Origin of the sequence: Cellulosimicrobium composti (assembly GCF_010287905.1) — a bacterium.
Taxonomy (GTDB): domain Bacteria; phylum Actinomycetota; class Actinomycetes; order Actinomycetales; family Cellulomonadaceae; genus Cellulosimicrobium; species Cellulosimicrobium composti.
Map to the genome: position 1 here is coordinate 23,496 of NZ_JAAFAN010000040.1, position 18,145 is coordinate 41,640.

The following is an 18,145-nucleotide window of genomic DNA, read 5'->3' on the forward strand; positions in this document are numbered from 1 at the left end:
CCCTCGGGACGAGGTGAACGGCCCCGCGGACCGTGGCGTCAGGCGCTCGCGGGCGCGCCGCTCTCCGCGCGCGCCGGCGCGACGCCCGCGGGGAGCGGGGCGGCGTGCACGACGACGAGGCGCTGCGTCGGGCGCGTCATGGCCACGTACAGGTCGGACGCGCCGGAGCGGCCCGTCGCGACCTGCGCGGGCTCGACGAGCACGACGGCGTCGAACTCGAGGCCCTTGACCTGCACCGGGTCGAGCACCACGACGGGCGCGTCGGGGCCCGCGTCCGCGAGGTCGAGCGCCGTGCGCAGGTCCGCGGTCGCGGCGGCGGCCGCCACGACGGCGACGCGACCCGACTCCGCGGCGACGAACTCGGCGCGCGCGGCGTCGACCTCGGCCCGGACCCCCGCGTGGAGGTCGCCGGGCGCCACCTCGACGACGCGCAGGGCGTCGGGCACGTCGCGCGCCGACGTCAGGGGCGAGACGGGGAGCCCGGCGGCGAGCGCGGCGCGGCGCGCGGCGTCCGCGACGGACGCCGGCGTCCGGTAGTTCACGGTGAGCTCGGCGAGGCGCCACGCGTCGTGGAAGACGGGGTCGAGCATGCCCTGCCACGACCGTGCGCCGGCGAGCGACGACGTCTGGGCGACGTCGCCGACGACGGTGAACGAGCGCGTGGGGCACCGGCGCACGAGCATGCGCCACGCCATCGCCGAGAGCTCCTGCGCCTCGTCCACGACGACGTGGCCGTAGGTCCAGGTGCGGTCCTGCGCCGCGCGCTCGGCGGTGGTGAGCCGGGGGCCGCTCGCCGCGAACCGCTCGGCGAGCACGTCGGCGCCGACGATCCCGCCGCCCGCGCCCGACGACTCCAGCACCTGGCGCGCGTACTCCAGGTCCTGCGCGCGCTGCGCGGCGCGCGCGGCGGCCTCGGCGCGCTCGGCCTGGTCGTCCTCGCCGAGCAGCTCGGCGGCCTCGTCGAGCAGCGGCACGTCGGCCGGCGTCCACGGCGAGCCCTTGGGGCGCTCGAGCAGGCGCCGGTCCTGCGGGGACAGCTCCGGCGCGGCCTCGGCGAGGCGGTGCGGCTTGGTCCACAGGTCCTCGACGAGGCGCTCCGGGGTGAGCGGCAGCCACGCGAGGTTGAGCGCGACGCGCACGTCCCGGTGCGAGCGCAGGTCCTCGAGCACGAGCGCGCGGTCCTCGCCCACGAGGGGCTCGCCGAGCTGGCGGCCGTACTGCTCGGCGAGCCGCGACAGCATCTCGCGCACGAAGGTCACGCGCGCGAGGTTGTGCGGCTTGTGGGTGCGCCGGGCCTTCGCGATCGCGTCGCGGACGTCGCGGCGCCGGATCAGCAGGTCGTGACCGTCGAGTCGCACGGGCACGTCGGCGGCCGGGACGCGCTCGCGCGCCCGCACGGCACGCCGGACCACGCGCGCCATGACCGCCCGGCCCTTGACCTGCGCCGCGCGCGGGTCCTCCTCGCCGTCGGCGACGACGCCCGGGAGGAGGTCGGCGATCGTCGTGCTGACGACCCCGGTCTCGCCGAGCGACGGCAGGACCTGGTCGATGTAGCGCAGGAACGAGTGGCTCGGGCCGACGAGCAGGACGCCCGAGCGCTCGAGGACCCGTCGGTGCGCGTAGAGGAGGTAGGCGGCGCGGTGCAGCGCGACCGCCGTCTTGCCCGTGCCGGGGCCGCCCTGGACGACGAGCGCCCCGGTGAGGCTCGACCGGATGATCGCGTCCTGCTCGGCCTGGATCGTCGCGACGATGTCGCCCATGCGACCCGTGCGCCCGGCGGCCATCGCGGCGAGGAGCGCGCCCTCGCCCGACAGCGTCGTTCCCGTCACGGCCTCCGGCGCGTCGAGGTCGAGCAGCTCGTCCTCGAGCCCCGTGACCTCGCGCCCGCGCGTGACGAGGTGCCGGCGTCGCACGACCCCGTCCGGGTGGGCCGCCGTCGCGCGGTAGAACGCCTGGGCGGCGGGCGCGCGCCAGTCGGTGAGGAGGCTCGAGTGCTCGGCGTCCGTCAGGCCGATGCGGCCGACGTAGCGGCGCGCGCCGTCGTCCAGGTCGAGTCGGCCGAACGCGAGGCGGTCCTCGACGGCGTCGAGCTGGGCCACGCGGTCCTCGTACAGCGTCGCGAACGCGTCCCGCTCGCTGCGGTTCTGCGGCGAGCCCGACGGCCCGGAGCGACGGACCTCGTCGAGCCGCGTCCGGGCGGCCGCCCGGAGCTCGTCGAGGCGTGCGTAGAGGGTGTCCACGACCTCCTGCTCGAGCCGGAGCTCGTCCTTGCGTCCCACGCTGTCCCTTCCTCGACCCCGCGTCGCGCCGCCGGCACGGCCGTCCATTATGGCGTACGCGGGCCCCGGCGCGGGACGCGGCCACCGGCGCGTCTCGCCGCCCTGACCGGGACCGACGCGCGCCTGCCGCTAGGATCGTGGCCCATGACGACCAGAGGGGAGCGGGCGTCGTGACCGGGACCGGAGGCCAGGTCCCCGCGCGACCCTCGGGGCGGGGCGACGAAGCCCGGGCGGCCGGCCAGCCGTACTCCGAGCGTGCCGTGCTCGACCCCACGGACGAGCTGCGCATCCTCCTCGTCGAGGACGACGACGGGGACGCGCTCCTCGTCGAGGAGCTCCTCTCGGACGGCGACCTCACGGTCGACCTGCACCGCGCGACCACGCTCGACGCCGCGCTCGAGACGCTCGTCTCGCGCCAGGTCCACTGCGTCCTGCTCGACCTCGGGCTGCCCGACTCGGTCGGGCTGTCGGCCGTCGAGCGCCTGCGCGCGGGCGCGCACCCCCCGGCGCTCGTCGTCCTCACCGGGCACTCGGGCATCGACCTCGGCGTCCAGGCCGTCGCCGCGGGTGCCGACGACTACCTCGTCAAGGGCGAGGTCGACGGCGACCTGCTCGGCCGGTCGGTGCGCTACGCCGTCCAGCGCCGCATGTCCGTCGAGCAGCAGCGCGCGCTGTACCGCAGCGAGGTGCGCGCGGCCGAGACGGCGCGGCTCGAGCGCGCGCTCCTGCCGACCCCGCTCGTGCAGGACGACCGCCTCGACGTCATGGTCGGCTACGTCCCCGGCGGGAACGGCCTGCTCGGCGGCGACTTCTTCGACGCCGTCGAGCGCCCCGACGGGACGGTGCTGTGCGTCATCGGCGACGTCGCCGGGCACGGCCCCGACGAGGCGGCGCTCGGGGCCACGCTGCGCACCGCGTGGCGCACGATCGTGCTCAGCGACACCCAGCCCGAGGGGATCCTGCCGCTGCTCGAGCGCGTGCTCGTGCCCGAGCGCTCGCGACCCGAGGTCTTCGTCACGCTGTGCCAGGTCGTGATCTCCGCGGACCGGCGCACCGCGGAGGTCTACCTCGCGGGCCACCTCGCGCCGCTGCTGCTGCGGGACGTCGCGTCGGAGATCACGCCCACCGCGCGGGGCCGCGCCCTCGGCATCCCCGTCTCGGGCGGGTGGACCTCCCAGACGGTCGAGCTGGGGGAGCGGTGGGCGCTCATGCTCTACACGGACGGGCTCGTCGAGGCAACCGTCGCGGGGCCGGGAGGCCGGGGCGGATCGCGCGAGCGCCCGCAGCGCGTCGGGGTCGAGGGGCTGCGCCGCGCGGTGGACCGCGCGCTCGAGCAGGGCGTCGAGGGGGTCGTCGAACGCGTCTTCCGCTCGGTGCGCGACCTGCACGGCGGCCCCCTCGCGGACGACGCGGCGCTCCTCGTCCTCGGCTGGGGCGGCGACGAGGCGTCGCCGGGCGAGCGCACCGCGACGCTCGCGGACTCCGAGGAGTGGGCGCGGTGAGCGGGCCGGCGGAGGGGGCGCGCGTCGGACGCGCGCCGACCCTGCGGCGACGCCTCGGCTGGGCGCTCGTCGTCGCCGGAGTGATCCTGCTGGGCGTCCTCGCGACGTCGGCCGTCGCCCTGTCACGCGTGCTCACGCTCCAGCACGACGTCACCGGCCCGTTCTTCGACGCCGTGACCGAGGCCGACGCGGCCTACGTCGGGCTGCTCGACGCCGAGGTCGCGGTGCGCGCGTACGTCGCGACCGGCGACGACACCGCGCTCGAGGCGTACGTGCGCGCGGTCGAGGTCGACGCGGCCGGCGTCGTGCCGGACCCGGCCCTCGTGGACCGCCTCGACCTCGACGACGAGCTCGCCGCGGCGCTCGCGCGCGCCGACGCGTCGGTGCGCGCCTGGGTCGTGGACTACGCCGAGCCCGCGATCGCGACCACCGAGGACGACGGGCCGGGCCGGGTCCGCGCCGCGGACCAAGCGGACGGCGCCCTGCTCTTCGCGGCGGCGCGCGCCGACACGGCCCAGTACGTCGACCTGCTGCGCGCGGAGCGCGAGGAGCGGCTCGCGGCCCTCGACCGCTGGAGCCGTGCGCTGTTCGGGAGCGTCCTCGTGCTCGTCGGCTCGGCGCTCGCGGTCGGCATCATCCTCTGGGTGTGCCTCAAGCGATGGGTCACCGAGCCCATGACCGCGCTCGCGCACCGCGTCCGGCTCGTGAGCTCGGGCAGCCTCGACGAGCCCGTCACGACCTCGGGCCCCGCCGAGATCGCGGACCTCGCCCAGGACGTGGAGCACATGCGCGTCGAGCTCGTGAACCAGGTCGCGCAGATCAAGGCCTCGCACGAGGACGCGGCGCGCTCGCACGAGCTCCTCGCCGAGCGGACGCGCGAGCTCGAGCGGTCCAACCGCGACCTCGAGCAGTTCGCGTACGTCGCGTCGCACGACCTCCAGGAGCCGCTGCGCAAGGTCGCGAGCTTCACCCAGCTCCTCAAGAAGCGCTACGGCGGACAGCTCGACGACCGCGCCGACCAGTACATCGACTTCGCCGTCGACGGCGCGAAGCGCATGCAGCGGCTGATCCAGGACCTGCTCGGCTTCTCGCGCGTCGGGCGGACCGGCACCGAGCGCGTGGACGTCGACCTCGAGCGCGAGCTCGTCGGCGTCCTCGAGGACCTGTCGGAGAAGATCGTCGAGACCGGGGCGACCGTGACGCACGACCCGCTGCCCGTCGTCGTGGGCGAGCGCGCGCTCCTGCACCAGCTCCTCGCGAACCTGCTCGGGAACGCGCTGAAGTTCCGCGACCCCGAGCGCGCGCCCGTCGTGCACGTGGGCGTCCTCGCGCGCGACACGCACTGGGAGCTGTCCGTCGAGGACAACGGGATCGGCATCGACCCGCAGTACGCCGAGCGCGTGTTCGTCATCTTCCAGCGGCTGCACGCCAAGGACGTCTACGAGGGGACCGGCATCGGGCTCGCGCTGTGCAAGCGCATCGTCGAGTACCACGGGGGCCGGATCTGGATCGAGCCGCGCGAGGGCGGGACGACGATCCGCTTCACGCTCGCGCACGCGTACGTGCACGCGCAGGTCGGCTACGCTCGCTCCGACCACGACGCCGCGGAGCCCGACGCTCCGGCACGCGTGCGCCACGACGACGAGGAGACCTCCGCATGAGCAACGGCAGCAAGCCGATCGACGTCCTGCTGGTGGAGGACGACCCCGGCGACGTGCTCATGACGCGCGAGGCGTTCGAGGACCACAAGGTCACCAACCGCCTGTCGGTCGTCTCCGACGGCGTGAGCGCGCTGGAGTTCCTGCGCAAGGAGGGCGAGCACGCGGACGCCCCGACGCCCGACCTCATCCTCCTCGACCTCAACCTGCCGCGGATGGACGGGCGCGAGGTCCTCGCCGAGCTCAAGGCGGACGAGGCGCTGCGCAAGATCCCGGTCGTCGTGCTCACCACGTCGGAGGCCGAGGAGGACGTCGTGCGCAGCTACTCGCTGCACGCCAACGCGTACGTCACCAAGCCCGTCGACTTCGACCGGTTCATCGACGTCGTGCGCCAGATCGACGACTTCTTCGTCTCCGTGGTGCGGCTCCCCGGGCGCTGAGCGCCCGGCGCCGGCCCGGGAAGAACCGGGGCCGCGGACGCGTTGTCCACGTCAGGCCCGCCGCACGCCGTGCGCGGCGACGGGCGAAGGACGTGACGAGGAGGATGCATGCTGGACCCTCGCGGGATCTACGAGCTCGACGAGCAGGCCGTCGCGCGCCTGTGGCCCACCCCGCCCGAGCCAGGCGCCGGGCCCGTGCTGCTGCACGCCGTGGCGGGGTTCGTCGACGCGGGCAGCGCGGGCGAGCTCGCCGTCGACCACCTGCTGGAGATCGGCGAGGTCACCCGGGTGGTGACCTTCGACGTCGACCAGCTCCTCGACTACCGCTCGAAGCGGGCGACGATGACGTTCAGCACCGACCGCTGGTCCGACTACGACGAGCCGTACCTGGTGATCGACCACGTGCGCGACGCCGAGGGGACGGGGTTCCTGCTCCTGCACGGCGCCGAGCCGGACGTGCAGTGGGAGCGCGTCGTCGCGGCGGTGCGCGACGTCGTCGAGCGCCTCGGCGTCTCGCTCACCGTGGGCTTCCACGGGATCCCCATGGGGATCCCGCACACGCGGCCGCTGTCCGTGACGGCGCACGCGACGCGCCCCGAGCTGCTCGGCGAGCACACGTCGTGGTTCGGCACCGTGAAGGTGCCGGCGAGCCTCGCGGCGCTGCTCGAGCTGCGCCTGGGACGCGCGGGGCACGACGCGCTCGGGTTCACCGTGCACGTGCCGCACTACCTCGCGCAGTCGTCGTACCCGCCCGCGGCGGTCGTCGCGCTGGAGCAGGTCCAGCGCGTCACGGGTCTGGACCTCGCGACGAGCGGGCTCGCGGAGGCGGTGCAGGACGCGACCATCGAGGTGGAGCGGCAGGTCCGCGACTCCGAGGAGGTCGCCGCGGTCGTGCGCGCCCTCGAGGAGCAGTACGACGCGTTCGCGCGCTCCGTCGGCCGCACGAGCCTGCTCGCCGAGTCGGCGCCCATCCCGACGGCGGACGAGCTCGGCGCGGAGTTCGAGCGCTTCCTCGCCCAGCAGTCCGGGGAGTGAGCCCACCCCGGTCCGGGGAGAATGTGCCGAAAAATCATCACGAGGTGGCGAGTTTCGTGGCGGACCGGACGTGGTCCGTGCCACACTGTCACCCGTTGCAGTGACGTACTTGCGCACGACCCGGGGCAGGGCCGGTACGTGGGTCCGCCCGGCAGGGTGGTCCGGCGTCGGTCCGCCGGCCGCACACGGCCGGGGGCGCCGGCGGAGGACGTGGGACATGGCATTGCGGCGCACGGGGTGGACGAAGGGTCCGCCGCTGATGTCCCCGGATGGACAGAAGGTCAGAGGAAGAGCATGGCGCAGGGTTCTGTGAAGTGGTTCAACGCCGAGAAGGGCTACGGCTTCATCGCGCAGGACGGCGGCGGTGCCGACGTCTTCGTGCACTACTCGGCGATCGAGACGAACGGGTACCGCACGCTCGACGAGGCGCAGCGGGTCGAGTTCGAGATCACCCAGGGCCCCAAGGGCCCGCAGGCGGAGAAGGTCCGCCCGCTCTGACGTCCACGACGTCCAGCGACCGGGCCGACCGGTCGTAGCAGCAGCGCAGGAGCCGCGTCCCTCGGGGCGCGGCTCCTGTCGTGTCGGGGCTCGGTCGTGGGTACGGGGGCGGTCACGGGCGGGCGGCACCGCCGCCTGCGCCCGGCCGCGGTGCCGCCGGGTCGCCGTCCTCGTCCCGCACGTCGGGCCCCGCGCCCGGCCCCGTGTCCGGCGTCGCGACCGGCTCCGGGTCGCGCAGCACCGCGGCGGACCCGACGAACGACCGGAGCTCGTCGCCGGTGAGCACGCGCGCCGGGACCGCGAGCGAGCGCAGCGCCCGGCCCAGGCCCGGGCCCGCGAGGTCGGGTGCGCCGTCGCCCGCGCGCACGGCCACGAGCACGACGTTGCCGTAGCGCCGCCCCTTGAGCTGCGCGGGCTCCGCGACCGCCGCGAGCCGCCCCTCGGCCCACGCCTCCTCGCCCACCACCGCGGCGAGCGTCGCGAGCTCGCGGCGCACGAGCGTCAGCGGCGGCCGGTCGGCGCAGTTGACGAGGTAGACGCCGCCGGGACGCAGCACGCGGTGCACCGCGGCGGCCATGCCGAGCGTCACGAGGTGGTCGGGCGTGCGGTCGCCGGCGAACACGTCGCGCACCACGACGTCCCACGACGCGTCGGCCAGCCCCTCGACGGCGTGCCGCGCGTCGTCGGGGCGCAGGCGCAGGCGCGGGGCGCGGGGGAGGTCGAACCACGCCCGGGCGAGCTCGAGCAGGCGGGCGTCGAGGTCGACGCCGAGCTGCGTGGAGCCGGGGCGGGTGTGCTCGACCCACCGCGGCATGCTGCAGCCCGCGGCGCCCAGGTGGAGCACGCGCAGCGGGCCCGGGGCGAGCTCGTCCACCACCGCGGCCATCTGCTGCATGTACTCGAACGCGAGCAGACCGGGGTCGTCGAGGTCGACGTACGAGCTCGGCACGCCGTTGACGTGCAGCGTCACCGCGGACGGGCGGTCCGGGTCGCGCTCGACGCGGGCGACGCCGGTCGACGTCGGCACCGGCTCCGCCGGGAGCGCGGGCCGTGCCGGGCCCGTCTGCCCGCCCCGGCGCCGGGTCGGTGTGGGTGGTGCGGAGGACCCTGAGGAGCGGCGGGAGGTGCGGCGAGCCATGGGCCCACGGTACGGGCTGCGCGCGCACCCCCGGCGTTGACAGGTTCGAACAGGTGTTCGATAGTGGGAGCAGGAGGTGCGCGATGTCGAACGATGCAGGCGCGAGGAGCCGGGTCGCCGTCCCCGCGGAGGTCCGCCGGCTGCTGGGCCGCGCGGACGCGGAGCTCGTCGCCGCGGCGCTCGCGCAGGACGCGGGCGAGCGGTTCGTGCACGCCCACCTCGGCGCGCTGCGCGCGGCGGCGGCGGTCGTCGCGCTGCGCGGCCGCCCCGCGCGCCGGGGCCGCGCACGCTCGGTGTGGGACCAGCTCGCGGACGCGGAGCCGGGCCTCGCCTCGTGGTCCGGCTACTTCGCGAGCGGAGCGCGCGTGCGCGCGGCGGTCGACGCCGGACGGTTCGACGCCGTGGACCCGCGGCGCGCCGACGAGCTCATGGCGTGCGCCGAGGACTTCCGCGACGAGGTCGCGATGCTCATCGACCCCGACGCCGGCTTCGTGCGCCTCCCGGGCCTGCGGACGGCGGCGTCGTGAGGTCGCCCCGCCCCGCGTGGCGCGCGCGGTGAGCCGGCCATGAGCCGCGGGCCCCGCGCGCAGGTCCGCCGCGACTGGGGCACGGACGAGGACGGCTGCTCGATCCTCCACGTGGACATGGACGCGTTCTTCGCGTCGGTCGAGCTCGCCCGGCGCCCCCAGCTCGTGGGCCGCCCGGTGATCGTCGGGGGCGCCGAGCGCGGCGTCGTGCTCGCCGCCACCTACGAGGCGCGGGCGTTCGGCGTGCACTCCGCGATGCCGATGGTCACCGCGCGCCGGCTGTGCCCCCAGGCGGTCGTGGTGCCGCCCGACCACACGCGCTACCACGAGGTGTCCCGTTCGGTCATGGCGGCGATCGGCGAGATCACGGCCCTCGTGGAGCAGGTGAGCGTCGACGAGGCGTTCCTCGACGTGAGCGGCGCGCGACGGCGCCTGGGGCCGCCGACGCGGATCGCCGCCGGGCTCCGCGAGCGGGTGCGGGCCGAGCACGGCATCACGTGCTCGGTCGGGATCGCCACGACCAAGTTCGTCGCCAAGCTCGCCTCGACCCACGCCAAGCCCGACGGCGTCCTCCTCGTGCCGGCCGCCGCCACCGTCCCGTTCCTGCGCACGCTGCCCGTCGGCGCCCTGTGGGGTGTGGGGGAGCGGACGGAGGGCGTCCTGGCGCGCTGGGGGATCCGCACGGTCGCCGAGCTCGCGGACACCGACGTCGCGGTGCTGCAGGCCGCGGTCGGGAAGGTCTCCGGCGCGCACCTGCACGACCTCGCGTGGGGCCGCGACCCCCGACCCGTCGAGCCCGGACGGGCCGAGCGCAGCATCGGAGCCGAGACGACCTTCGCCCACGACCGCCGCGACCTCGCGGACGTCCAGGCGCGCGTGCTCGAGCTCGCCGACCGCTGCGCCGGGCGCCTGCGCCGCCAGCATCTCGTCGCGCGCACCGTGAGCGTCAAGGTCCGCACGAGCGACTTCCGCACCGTCACGCGGTCGCGGACCCTGGGCGCCCCGACGGACGTCGCGCGCGAGATCTACCTCGTCGCGCGCGAGCTCGTCGCGGGGGTCGACCTGCGGGGCCTCGCGGTGCGGCTCGTCGGCGTCCGGGCGGAGGGCCTCGAGCCGCGGGCGGACGCGGTCGTGCAGCCCACCCTGGACGAGGCGGTGGACGAGGCGGGCGCGGCCCGGCGGCGCGTCGAGGAGGCGGTCGACGCGGTCCGGGGGCGTTTCGGAGTGAGTTCCATCGCGATGGGCCCGGCGAGGGTCCGCTCGACTACCACCCCCGCGGATGTCGATCTATCCTGAGGGGGACACACGACCACCGTGGAGAAACGGGGTGCTCATGCCTCTGTCTGAGTACGAGCAGCGGGTCTTGGAGCAGATGGAGCGCGCGCTCACCTCGGACGACCCGCGGTTGGCGAACACGCTCCAGGCCCCTCGACGTCGCTCTGCGCTGCGCTACGTCCTGGCCGGGGTCGGGGTGGTGGGGGGGCTTCTCCTGCTGGTGCTGGGAGCCGCGCTCTCGCAGACCTGGCTCGGCGTGATCGGCTTCGTCCTGATGTTCGCCGGCGTGGTGCTCGTCTTCCAGTCACCGCGCTCGCGCAAGGGCCCGGTCGGCACCGTCGAGGCCGACGGCACCGTCCGCCCCGCCGCGGCGAGCAAGCCCGCCCGCAAGCCCTTCCTCAGCCGACTGGAAGAGCGCTGGGACCGTCGGCGGGAGCAGGACGGTCGCTGAGCGACTCCTCCACCAGACCCACCGCCGTGTCGACACGCTCCTCGAGACGCTCGGCACGGACGATCGCCCGCGGGTGCGGCGCGTAACGCTCGACCTCGAGCGCTGACGCCAGGTCGGCGACGGCCTCCGCCACGTCGTCGTCGAGCGGGTGCACGCCACGGCGCTCGCGGAGCGCCGCCACCACGATGGCCGGCACGTTGCGCGGCGTCGTCGACGAGGGCCACCGCACGTCGAGCGCGTCGAGCCGGCTCCGCAGCTCCGCCCACGCGTCCTCCGCGTCGCGCAGGCTCGACGACTCCGAGCGCCGCCGCAGCACGAGCCACGCGGCCGCCCCCAGCACGACCACGACCAGGAGTGCGACCCCCGCGACGACCGTCCACGGCGTCGCCTCCTCCTGCGCGCCCGCGGGCCGCCCGGTCGTCCCCGGAGCCGTGGGCGCCTCGCTCGCCGACGGCGACGGCGCCGCGGTCGTGGCCCCCGGCGTCGGGACGTTGCCCGGGTCGCCGGGGCCGCCCGGCGTGACGGCGACCGGCGTGGCGTACTGCGGCGTCGGCCCGGTCTGCTGGGCCGGGGTCGGTTCGAACCGCACCCAGCCCTGCCCGGGGAAGTACAGCTCGGGCCACGCGTGCGAGTCGCGGCCCGTCACCTGGAAGCCCGTGTCGTCGACGCGCTCGCCCGGCAGGAAGCCGACGCCGAGCCGCGCCGGGATGCCGAGGGTGCGGGCCATCATCGTCATCGACGTCGCGAACTGGACGCAGTAGCCGGTCCGGTCCTGGAGGAAGTCCCAGACGGCGTCGCCCGAGTCGCCCGCCGGGACGTCGGTCGAGTACGTGAACCGCGACACGTCGCGGAAGTAGGTCTGCAGGGCGAGGGCCTGGTCGTAGCGCGTCGTCGCCCCCGCGACGACCTCCGTCGCGAGGTCGCGGATGTCCTGCTCGTGCTCCGTCGCGGGCACGTCGAGGTAGTTCGGGTCGTCCGGGTCGCTGCCGGTCGCGCCGCGCAGGGTGTCGGCGTCGAGCGGGCGCGGGTGGACGACGAGCCCGTAGGACGTCCCCGCGCCCGTCGGCCGGTCCCCGAGCACCTCGTCGCGGACGTCGTCGTACGACCAGTCCCCGTCGATGTCGAGGGCGCGCGGCTCGATCGGGACGGGGAGCTTGGTGTCGCGCAGCGTCTCGAGCGTGACGCGGACCGTCGTCGGCTCCTCGACGGCGGCCGGGTCGCCGGGCCACAGGAGCTGCTGAGCGTCCTCGACCGGGTCGCCGTCGCGGTCGGCGCCGCGGCGCCAGTTGGTGCCGTCGAACCCGGTGAGGGTGAACACCCGCAGCGGGCCGACCTCGTCGCCGTCCGTGCGGTAGCGCAGGACGACCTCGCCCGAGCGCTCGGCGAGGTCGCGCCGCATGTCGAGGTCGTCCGACAGCCGCACGGTCTGGCCCGTCGAGGAGAACAGGCGCGACCACGAGGCCGACGCGACCTCCGGCAGCGCGGCGCTGGCCGAGCCGAGCCCGAGCGCGGCGACCGCGACGGCGAGCGCGACGGCGAGCGCCCCGGCGGCGCGCAGCCCGCCGGCCGCGCGGTCCTCGGCCCGTCGGCCGACCGTCCCCCGCCGCACGGTGCGGTGCGGGTTGTCCACGGCGAGCAGGAGCACGAGCGCCGTCACGGTCACGACGAACGCGACCGGCGGCACCTCGCCCATGATGACGAGACCGGGGACCCACAGCGCGAGGAGCGGCAGCGCGACGCCCGCGCCGAGCCGCAGACCTCCGGCCATGAGGTCGGCGACGAGGAACACGACGACGGCACCCCCGACGGCCATGAGGGCGATCGGCAGGCTCGGGTCGATCGGCGCGACCTCGGCGAGCGTGAGGTCGCGCGCGGTGGAGAGCCGGGACAGGACCCGGTCGACGTTCGAGAGCCCGATGAGCAGCGAGAACCGGTCGGTCGGCCCGCCGTACAGCCCGAGGAGGGCCCAGAGCCCGGCGACGAGGCCCGCGAGCGACGGGAGCAGGGCGGCCGGCGGCGCGAGCGTCTCGCCCCGGGTCGCGTGGCCGCGCTCCAGCGCGTAGCGGCTCGCTCCGGTGACGAGCGCCAGGACGGTCACGACGCGCACGGCGGTCCCGGTCCACCCGCCGGGGCCGATGACGCTGCCGAGCGCGTACGTCGAGGCGACGACCGCGACCGCGACGAGCACGCTCGTGGCGAGCACCCGGAACGCGACCGGGGAGGCGGGGGCCGGGCGGGGGGTGGTCATCGGGTGCCCTCCACGAGCAGGGTCCAGGCGTGCTCCAGGGACATCGACGGGTCGACGAGCGCGGCGTGCCACCCGGCCCGGCGCAGCGCGGAGACCGTCTCGAGGGCGTCGGCGTGCTCCGGGGCCCAGGGTCGGGCGCTCACGACGAGCGCGCGCTGCTGCCCGTCGCCGGCGGTCGCGGCGACGCTGTGGCGGGCGACGGAGCCGAGCGGGCCGAGCACGGCGACGGTGATCTCGCCGGGACGGCGGTCGCGACGCAGCGCCTCCGCCGTCGCGACGACCGCGCGGTCGCCGTCCGCGACGCCGTGGTGGCCGTGCAGGTCGACGGTCGCGTCGAGGAGGTCCGCCGGGCCCTCGCCGGAGCGGTTGACGCGGAAGCCGGTGCCGGAGACGACGGGCGCGAGCGACGACGGCACGAGGCGGACCGGGTGCCCGGCCTGGAGCAGCGAGACGCCGACCGACGCGGCGCACTCGACGGCCCACTCGCCGTCGGCGAGCGCGCGCTGGCTCGACGCGGCGAGCTCGGGGTGGGGGAGGAGCCCGCGGTCCAGGAGCACCGTGACGGGCGGCAGCCCCGCGCTCTCGTCCGCCCGCACCATGAGCTGGCCGTGGCGCGCGGCGCTGGCCCAGTGCACGCGCCGCGGGTCGTCGCCCGCGACGTAGTCGCGCAGCACGGAGTCGTCGCTCGACGCGAGGCGCGCTCCGGACGCGGAGCGCTCGTGCTCGCCGAACGCGCGCGCGCCGCGCGCGGGGAGCTCCACGGTGCGCGGCCAGACGGCCACCGACGTCGGCTCGCCGAGCTCCTGGGTCGCGCTCACGAGCCCGAACAGGTCGACGCGCGTCGTGAGCAGGGGGCCGAGCGGCCACCGGCCGCGCCGCAGCGGCCGCAGCCGGTAGCGCACCGCGATGTGGTCGCCGACCGTCGCGACCTGGGCGCGCAGCGAGCCCTGGTCGCACAGCTCGTGCGCCGCCTGCTCGCTGATCCGCAGACGGGACAGCGTCGCCGCCGTGGACGACGTCGTGCGCGCCGCCGCGACGGTGAGCCGCGCCGTCGTGAACTGGCCGCGCACCGCCGGGTTGGGCTGGACGCGACGCGTGACGTGCAGCGCGCCGCGCCCGCGGTCGATGCGGCGGACCGCCATCCAGCACCACGCGGCGCCGACGGCCAGCGCCCCGGCGGCGCCGAGACCGACGAGGTCCGGCAGCCCGAGGGTCACGCCGACGACGACGAGGGCGGCGCCGGCGGCGAGCACGGCCGTGCCGCGGCGCGTGAGACGCGCGCTGGCGAGGCTCCGCCTCCGGGTGCGGAGCCGCGCGAGGGACGACGGGACGCGCACGTCAGCGTCGCTCGGTCGCGTCCAGGGCGGGGATCGGCGTCTGCGCCACGATCGACGAGACGACGGCCTCGGCGTCCTGGCCCGAGAGGCGGGCCTCGGTCGTGATGACGAGGCGGTGCGCGAGCACGGGCACGGCGAGGTACTGGACGTCGTCCGGGAGCACGTGGTCGCGCCCGGACATCGCGGCGAGCGCCTTGGCGGCGCGCAGGAGCTGGAGCGTCGTGCGGGGCGAGGCGCCGAGCCGCAGGCCGGGGTGCTCGCGCGTCGCGGTGACGAGCGCGAGGACGTACCGCTTGACCGCGGGGGAGGCGTACACCGCCCGGGCGACCTCGGCGAACCGCAGGACGGCCGCGCCGGTCGTCACGGGGCGCAGGTGGGCGAGCGGGTTGTCGGACTCCTGCGTGTCGAGCATGCGCAGCTCGGCCTCGGCGTCGGGGTACCCGACCGTGAGCCGCGCCATGAACCGGTCGCGCTGCGCCTCGGGCAGGGGGTACGTCCCCTCCATCTCGACCGGGTTCTGCGTCGCGACGACGAGGAACGGGCTCGGGAGCTGGTGGGTCGTCCCGTCGACCGTCGTCTGGCCCTCCTCCATGCACTCCAGCAGCGCGGACTGCGTCTTGGGCGAGGCGCGGTTGATCTCGTCGCCGATGACGATGTTGGAGAACACGGGCCCGGGGCGGAACTCGAACTCGTGGCTCGCGGCGCGGTAGATGTTGACGCCCGTGAGGTCGCTCGGCAGGAGGTCGGGCGTGAACTGGATCCGCCCGACCTTGCAGTCGATCGTGCGTGCGAGCGCCTTGGCGAGGGTCGTCTTGCCGACGCCGGGGACGTCCTCGACGAGGAGGTGGCCCTGCGCGAGGAGGACCGCGACGGTGATCGTCACGAGGTCCGGACGGCCGGTGACGACCGACTCGATGCCCTCACGGATGCGGCCGGTGGTCTCGACGAGCTCGTCGAGCCCGGCGAGGTGCTCGGGTCCCGGGTCGTCGGAGGACGCGACAGGGGCGATGTCGGGGAGCACGGGGACCTCCGTCGTCGGTGGCGCAGGGCCGCGGACCGGCCAGACCGCGGGTGGGACGAGCCTAGTGGACCCGCGGGCCCCGCGGCGTCGCGGCCCGGGGCGGGACCCCGCAGCGGACGCTCCGGCGCGCGCCGTCGCCCGGGGGCCGCTGCGCCAGGGCCCTCCCACGAGGTGCGACGCGCCGTGGGTACCTCTCCCCTCCACCTCCCTCCACCGGGCTGACCTGCGGAGATCCTGCGAAGGCGGGTGAAAGCGGGGGCTTTCACCGAGAGCGGTGGAGGGAAGTGGAGTACCGTGGAGCAGAAGGGAGCAGGAGAGGAGGTGCCAGGTGCATGTCCGGCTTCGTGGACGACGTGCTCGGTGGTTCCTCCGGCCTGCTCCTGGGCACCTTCACGCCGCGTCTGGACGACAAGGGGAGGCTCATCCTCCCCGCGAAGTTCCGGTCGCGGCTCGCGCCGGGTCTGGTCATGACGCGGGGGCAGGAGCGCTGTCTGTTCCTGCTGCCGATGGACGAGTTCCGGCGCATGTACGACCAGATCCGGCAGGCGCCGGTGACGAGCAAGCAGGCCCGGGACTACCTGCGCGTCTTCCTCTCGGGGGCGAGCGACGAGATCCCGGACAAGCAGGGTCGTGTGTCGATCCCCGCGCCCTTGCGGGCGTACGCGGGGCTCGACCGCGACGTCGCGGTGATCGGCGCGGGCACCCGCGTCGAGATCTGGGACGCGCAGGCGTGGGAGACGTATCTCGCGGAGCAGGAGTCGGCGTACTCCGACACCGCCGAGGAGGTGTTCCCGGACCTGCGCTTCTAGGGGCGAGCGCCGCCGCGCCCGCACGGTGAGGCCTCCTCCCGCCCGGTCTGACGCACTTCCCCGGCGCCAGAAAGGACGCGGAGGGAGACCTGACCGTACGGGGCCCGGCGCCCGCGGAGCACGAGCAGGTCAGCACGCCCGTCGCCGGGCACCGAGCAGCACGGAGAGGAGACGCGCATGACGAGCACCCCCGACGACGCCGCGGAGCGCCACGTCCCCGTGCTCCTCCAGCGCTGCGTCGACCTCCTCGCGCCGGCGCTCGCCGAGCCCGGGTCGGTGCTCGTGGACTGCACGCTCGGGATGGGCGGGCACACGGAGGCCGTGCTGGAGCAGGTCCCGACCGCGCGCGTCGTGGGCATCGACCGCGACCCGGAGGCGATCGACCGCGCGTCGCGCCGCCTCGAGCGGTTCGGCGACAGGTTCCGGGCCGTGCACGCCGTCTACGACGAGATCGGCGACGTCGTGGCCGACGTCGTCGGCGAGCCGGTCCAGGGCGTGCTCATGGACCTCGGCGTGTCCTCGCTGCAGATCGACGAGGCCGAGCGCGGGTTCTCCTACGCCCACGACGCACCGCTCGACATGCGGATGGACCCGACGACCGGCCCGACCGCCGCCGACGTGCTCAACACGTACGACGAGCGCGCGCTCACGCGGGTGCTGCGCGAGTACGGCGAGGAGCGGTTCGCGCAGCGCATCGCGCGGGCCGTCGTGCGGCGTCGCGAGCAGCGCCCGTGGGAGCGCAGCGCGGAGCTCGTCGACCTCGTGCGCGCCTCGATCCCCGCGGCGACGCGCCAGACGGGCGGCAACCCCGCCAAGCGCACGTTCCAGGCGCTGCGGATCGAGGTGAACGGCGAGCTCGAGGTGCTCGAGCGCGCGGTCCCCGCGGCCGTGGACGTCCTGGCCGTCGGCGGGCGCGTCGTCGTCGAGTCGTACCACTCGCTCGAGGACCGCATCGTCAAGCGCGAGCTGGCCGCCGGGTCGACGGTCAGCGCGCCCCCGGGGCTCCCGGTGGTGCCCGACGAGGACCAGCCCTACCTGCGGCTCCTCACGCGCGGCGCCGAGGAGGCGACCCCGGACGAGCGCGAGACGAACCCGCGCTCGGCGTCCGTCCGCCTGCGGGCGGCCGAGCGCACCCGGCCGACGCCGCCGCACCGCCGGCCCGCCGCCCGCCGCCCGTCCGGCGGCCCGCAGCACCGCACGACCGACCGACCGCACGACCCGGGGGAGAGGACACGATGAGCGCACAGAGGTCGACCGCCGCCCGCCCGCTCGCACGTCCGGCGCGCCCGGCGCCCGCTCCGCGGCCGTCCCTCACGGCGCTGCCCGGGGGCGCGTCCGAGCGCGCGCTGCGCTCGCGCCTCGAGCTCGTCCGTGCGCCGCTGCAGGCGCGGTCGAAGATCCCGTTCCTCGTGCTCTGCATGTCGATCCTGGGCGCGGCGCTCCTGTGTGCTCTCCTGGTGAACACGACGATGGCGCGCAACTCCTACGAGATGTCGGAGCTGCGCCGGGAGGTGAGCCGCGTGGCGCAGGACACGCAGAGCCTGCAGGCCCAGGTGGCCGAGCAGAAGGCCTCGCTGCCCGAGACCGCGCGTTCCCTCGGCATGGTCGAGGCGGAGGACCCGGCGATGGTGCGGCTGTCCGACGGCGCGGTCCTCGGTCTCCCGCAGGAGGAGGCCGGGCAGTGACGCGGGGCACGGGGGCCGGACGCGCGGGACGGGCACCGTCCGCGGCCGGCACGCCGCGGCCCGCCTCGACGGCCTCCCGGCCCGCGCCGGGGGGCCGCGCCGCGTCCGGGGGCCGGTCGGCTGCGGCGGGTCGCGCCGAGCCGGGTCGCACCGCGTCGTCGGGTCGCACCGCGTCGTCGGGTCGCGGTACGACGTCGGGTCGTGCCGCGGCTTCGGGCCGCACGGGCTCGGCCCGTGCCGGG

General features: G+C 75.9%; 16 protein-coding genes. 11 read left to right on the top strand and 5 right to left on the bottom strand.

What is annotated here, in order from left to right; translation table 11 throughout:
* Nucleotides 1-38 precede the first annotated feature (38 nt).
* On the bottom strand, nt 39-2,327 hold the full coding sequence (locus tag GYH36_RS12440; RefSeq protein WP_115942403.1) for a HelD family protein: 2,289 nt from the start codon (nt 2,325-2,327) through the stop codon (nt 39-41).
* 122 nt (nt 2,328-2,449) lie between these two features.
* Here GYH36_RS12440 and GYH36_RS12445 point away from each other — a divergent pair, with 122 nt between their 5' ends.
* The 5 genes from GYH36_RS12445 to GYH36_RS12465 all read left to right on the top strand — a co-directional run bounded on the left by GYH36_RS12445 (nt 2,450) and on the right by GYH36_RS12465 (nt 7,412).
* Entirely contained in the window at nt 2,450-3,781 is a 1,332-nt protein-coding gene (locus GYH36_RS12445; protein WP_312028623.1) for a PP2C family protein-serine/threonine phosphatase, read from the top strand.
* The gene (locus tag GYH36_RS12450) at nt 3,778-5,442 is read left to right on the top strand and encodes a sensor histidine kinase (RefSeq protein ID WP_115943624.1); all 1,665 of its coding nucleotides are present in this window, start codon (nt 3,778-3,780) and stop codon (nt 5,440-5,442) included. The genes GYH36_RS12445 and GYH36_RS12450 overlap by 4 nt, the downstream gene beginning before the upstream one ends.
* On the top strand, nt 5,439-5,879 hold the full coding sequence (locus tag GYH36_RS12455; protein WP_024840612.1) for a response regulator: 441 nt from the start codon (nt 5,439-5,441) through the stop codon (nt 5,877-5,879). Before GYH36_RS12450 ends, GYH36_RS12455 begins: the two co-directional genes overlap by 4 nt.
* Before the next feature lie 108 nt (nt 5,880-5,987).
* Entirely contained in the window at nt 5,988-6,914 is a 927-nt protein-coding gene (locus GYH36_RS12460; protein WP_024840613.1) for a proteasome assembly chaperone family protein, read from the top strand.
* Between the two features lie 294 nt (nt 6,915-7,208).
* Nucleotides 7,209-7,412, top strand: a complete 204-nt coding sequence (locus GYH36_RS12465; protein ID WP_024840614.1) for a cold-shock protein — start codon at nt 7,209-7,211, stop codon at nt 7,410-7,412.
* 112 nt (nt 7,413-7,524) lie between these two features.
* On the opposite strand, the gene GYH36_RS12470 is transcribed toward GYH36_RS12465, so the two are convergent.
* Entirely contained in the window at nt 7,525-8,550 is a 1,026-nt protein-coding gene (locus GYH36_RS12470; RefSeq protein ID WP_203231812.1) for a spermidine synthase, read from the bottom strand.
* Nucleotides 8,551-8,633: 83 nt separating this feature from the next.
* Here GYH36_RS12470 and GYH36_RS12475 point away from each other — a divergent pair, with 83 nt between their 5' ends.
* The 3 genes from GYH36_RS12475 to GYH36_RS12485 are packed head-to-tail and all read left to right on the top strand — an operon-like array spanning nt 8,634 to nt 10,803.
* Entirely contained in the window at nt 8,634-9,077 is a 444-nt protein-coding gene (locus tag GYH36_RS12475) for an SAV_6107 family HEPN domain-containing protein (RefSeq protein ID WP_155099304.1), read from the top strand.
* A gap of 39 nt (nt 9,078-9,116) precedes the next feature.
* A complete protein-coding gene (dinB, locus tag GYH36_RS12480; RefSeq protein WP_115942406.1) occupies nt 9,117-10,373 on the top strand; it encodes a DNA polymerase IV in 1,257 nt (418 codons plus the stop codon).
* A gap of 37 nt (nt 10,374-10,410) precedes the next feature.
* Nucleotides 10,411-10,803 carry an SCO2097 family morphological protein gene (locus GYH36_RS12485; RefSeq protein WP_024840617.1) on the top strand — a complete coding sequence of 131 codons (393 nt, stop codon included), beginning with the start codon at nt 10,411-10,413 and terminating at the stop codon, nt 10,801-10,803.
* Here GYH36_RS12485 and GYH36_RS12490 read toward each other — a convergent pair.
* Genes GYH36_RS12490 through GYH36_RS12500 form a run of 3 tightly spaced genes read right to left on the bottom strand, consistent with a single transcriptional unit; the run spans nt 10,751 to nt 15,409 of the window.
* Nucleotides 10,751-13,051: a transglutaminase TgpA family protein gene (locus tag GYH36_RS12490; RefSeq protein ID WP_162289997.1), complete on the bottom strand. Its 2,301-nt coding sequence runs from the start codon at nt 13,049-13,051 to the stop codon at nt 10,751-10,753. The two genes, GYH36_RS12485 and GYH36_RS12490, sit on opposite strands and share 53 nt — an antisense overlap.
* The gene (locus GYH36_RS12495; protein WP_115942408.1) at nt 13,048-14,388 is read right to left on the bottom strand and encodes a DUF58 domain-containing protein; all 1,341 of its coding nucleotides are present in this window, start codon (nt 14,386-14,388) and stop codon (nt 13,048-13,050) included. The genes GYH36_RS12490 and GYH36_RS12495 overlap by 4 nt, the downstream gene beginning before the upstream one ends.
* A gap of 1 nt (nt 14,389) precedes the next feature.
* On the bottom strand, nt 14,390-15,409 hold the full coding sequence (locus GYH36_RS12500) for an AAA family ATPase (protein WP_024840620.1): 1,020 nt from the start codon (nt 15,407-15,409) through the stop codon (nt 14,390-14,392).
* 374 nt (nt 15,410-15,783) lie between these two features.
* Between GYH36_RS12500 and mraZ the strand changes: the two genes are divergently transcribed.
* The 3 genes from mraZ (at nt 15,784) to ftsL (ending at nt 17,903) form a co-directional block, all read left to right on the top strand.
* Nucleotides 15,784-16,218 carry a division/cell wall cluster transcriptional repressor MraZ gene (mraZ, locus tag GYH36_RS12505; RefSeq protein ID WP_031316739.1) on the top strand — a complete coding sequence of 145 codons (435 nt, stop codon included), beginning with the start codon at nt 15,784-15,786 and terminating at the stop codon, nt 16,216-16,218.
* A gap of 177 nt (nt 16,219-16,395) precedes the next feature.
* Nucleotides 16,396-17,457 carry a 16S rRNA (cytosine(1402)-N(4))-methyltransferase RsmH gene (gene rsmH / locus GYH36_RS12510; protein WP_162289998.1) on the top strand — a complete coding sequence of 354 codons (1,062 nt, stop codon included), beginning with the start codon at nt 16,396-16,398 and terminating at the stop codon, nt 17,455-17,457.
* A complete protein-coding gene (ftsL, locus tag GYH36_RS12515) occupies nt 17,454-17,903 on the top strand; it encodes a cell division protein FtsL (RefSeq protein ID WP_024840622.1) in 450 nt (149 codons plus the stop codon). Before rsmH ends, ftsL begins: the two co-directional genes overlap by 4 nt.
* Nucleotides 17,904-18,145 lie beyond the last annotated feature (242 nt).

Coding starts and splice junctions, on each gene's coding strand:
- GYH36_RS12465 (WP_024840614.1), top strand. CDS start 7,209: ATGGCGCAGGGTTCTGTGAAGTGGTTCAACGCCGAGAAGGGCTACGGC.
- rsmH (WP_162289998.1), top strand. CDS start 16,396: ATGACGAGCACCCCCGACGACGCCGCGGAGCGCCACGTCCCCGTGCTC.
- GYH36_RS12460 (WP_024840613.1), top strand. CDS start 5,988: ATGCTGGACCCTCGCGGGATCTACGAGCTCGACGAGCAGGCCGTCGCG.
- dinB (WP_115942406.1), top strand. CDS start 9,117: ATGAGCCGCGGGCCCCGCGCGCAGGTCCGCCGCGACTGGGGCACGGAC.
- GYH36_RS12490 (WP_162289997.1), bottom strand. CDS start 13,051: ATGACCACCCCCCGCCCGGCCCCCGCCTCCCCGGTCGCGTTCCGGGTG.
- GYH36_RS12470 (WP_203231812.1), bottom strand. CDS start 8,550: ATGGCTCGCCGCACCTCCCGCCGCTCCTCAGGGTCCTCCGCACCACCC.
- ftsL (WP_024840622.1), top strand. CDS start 17,454: ATGAGCGCACAGAGGTCGACCGCCGCCCGCCCGCTCGCACGTCCGGCG.
- GYH36_RS12485 (WP_024840617.1), top strand. CDS start 10,411: ATGCCTCTGTCTGAGTACGAGCAGCGGGTCTTGGAGCAGATGGAGCGC.
- GYH36_RS12475 (WP_155099304.1), top strand. CDS start 8,634: ATGTCGAACGATGCAGGCGCGAGGAGCCGGGTCGCCGTCCCCGCGGAG.
- GYH36_RS12440 (WP_115942403.1), bottom strand. CDS start 2,327: ATGGACGGCCGTGCCGGCGGCGCGACGCGGGGTCGAGGAAGGGACAGC.
- GYH36_RS12455 (WP_024840612.1), top strand. CDS start 5,439: ATGAGCAACGGCAGCAAGCCGATCGACGTCCTGCTGGTGGAGGACGAC.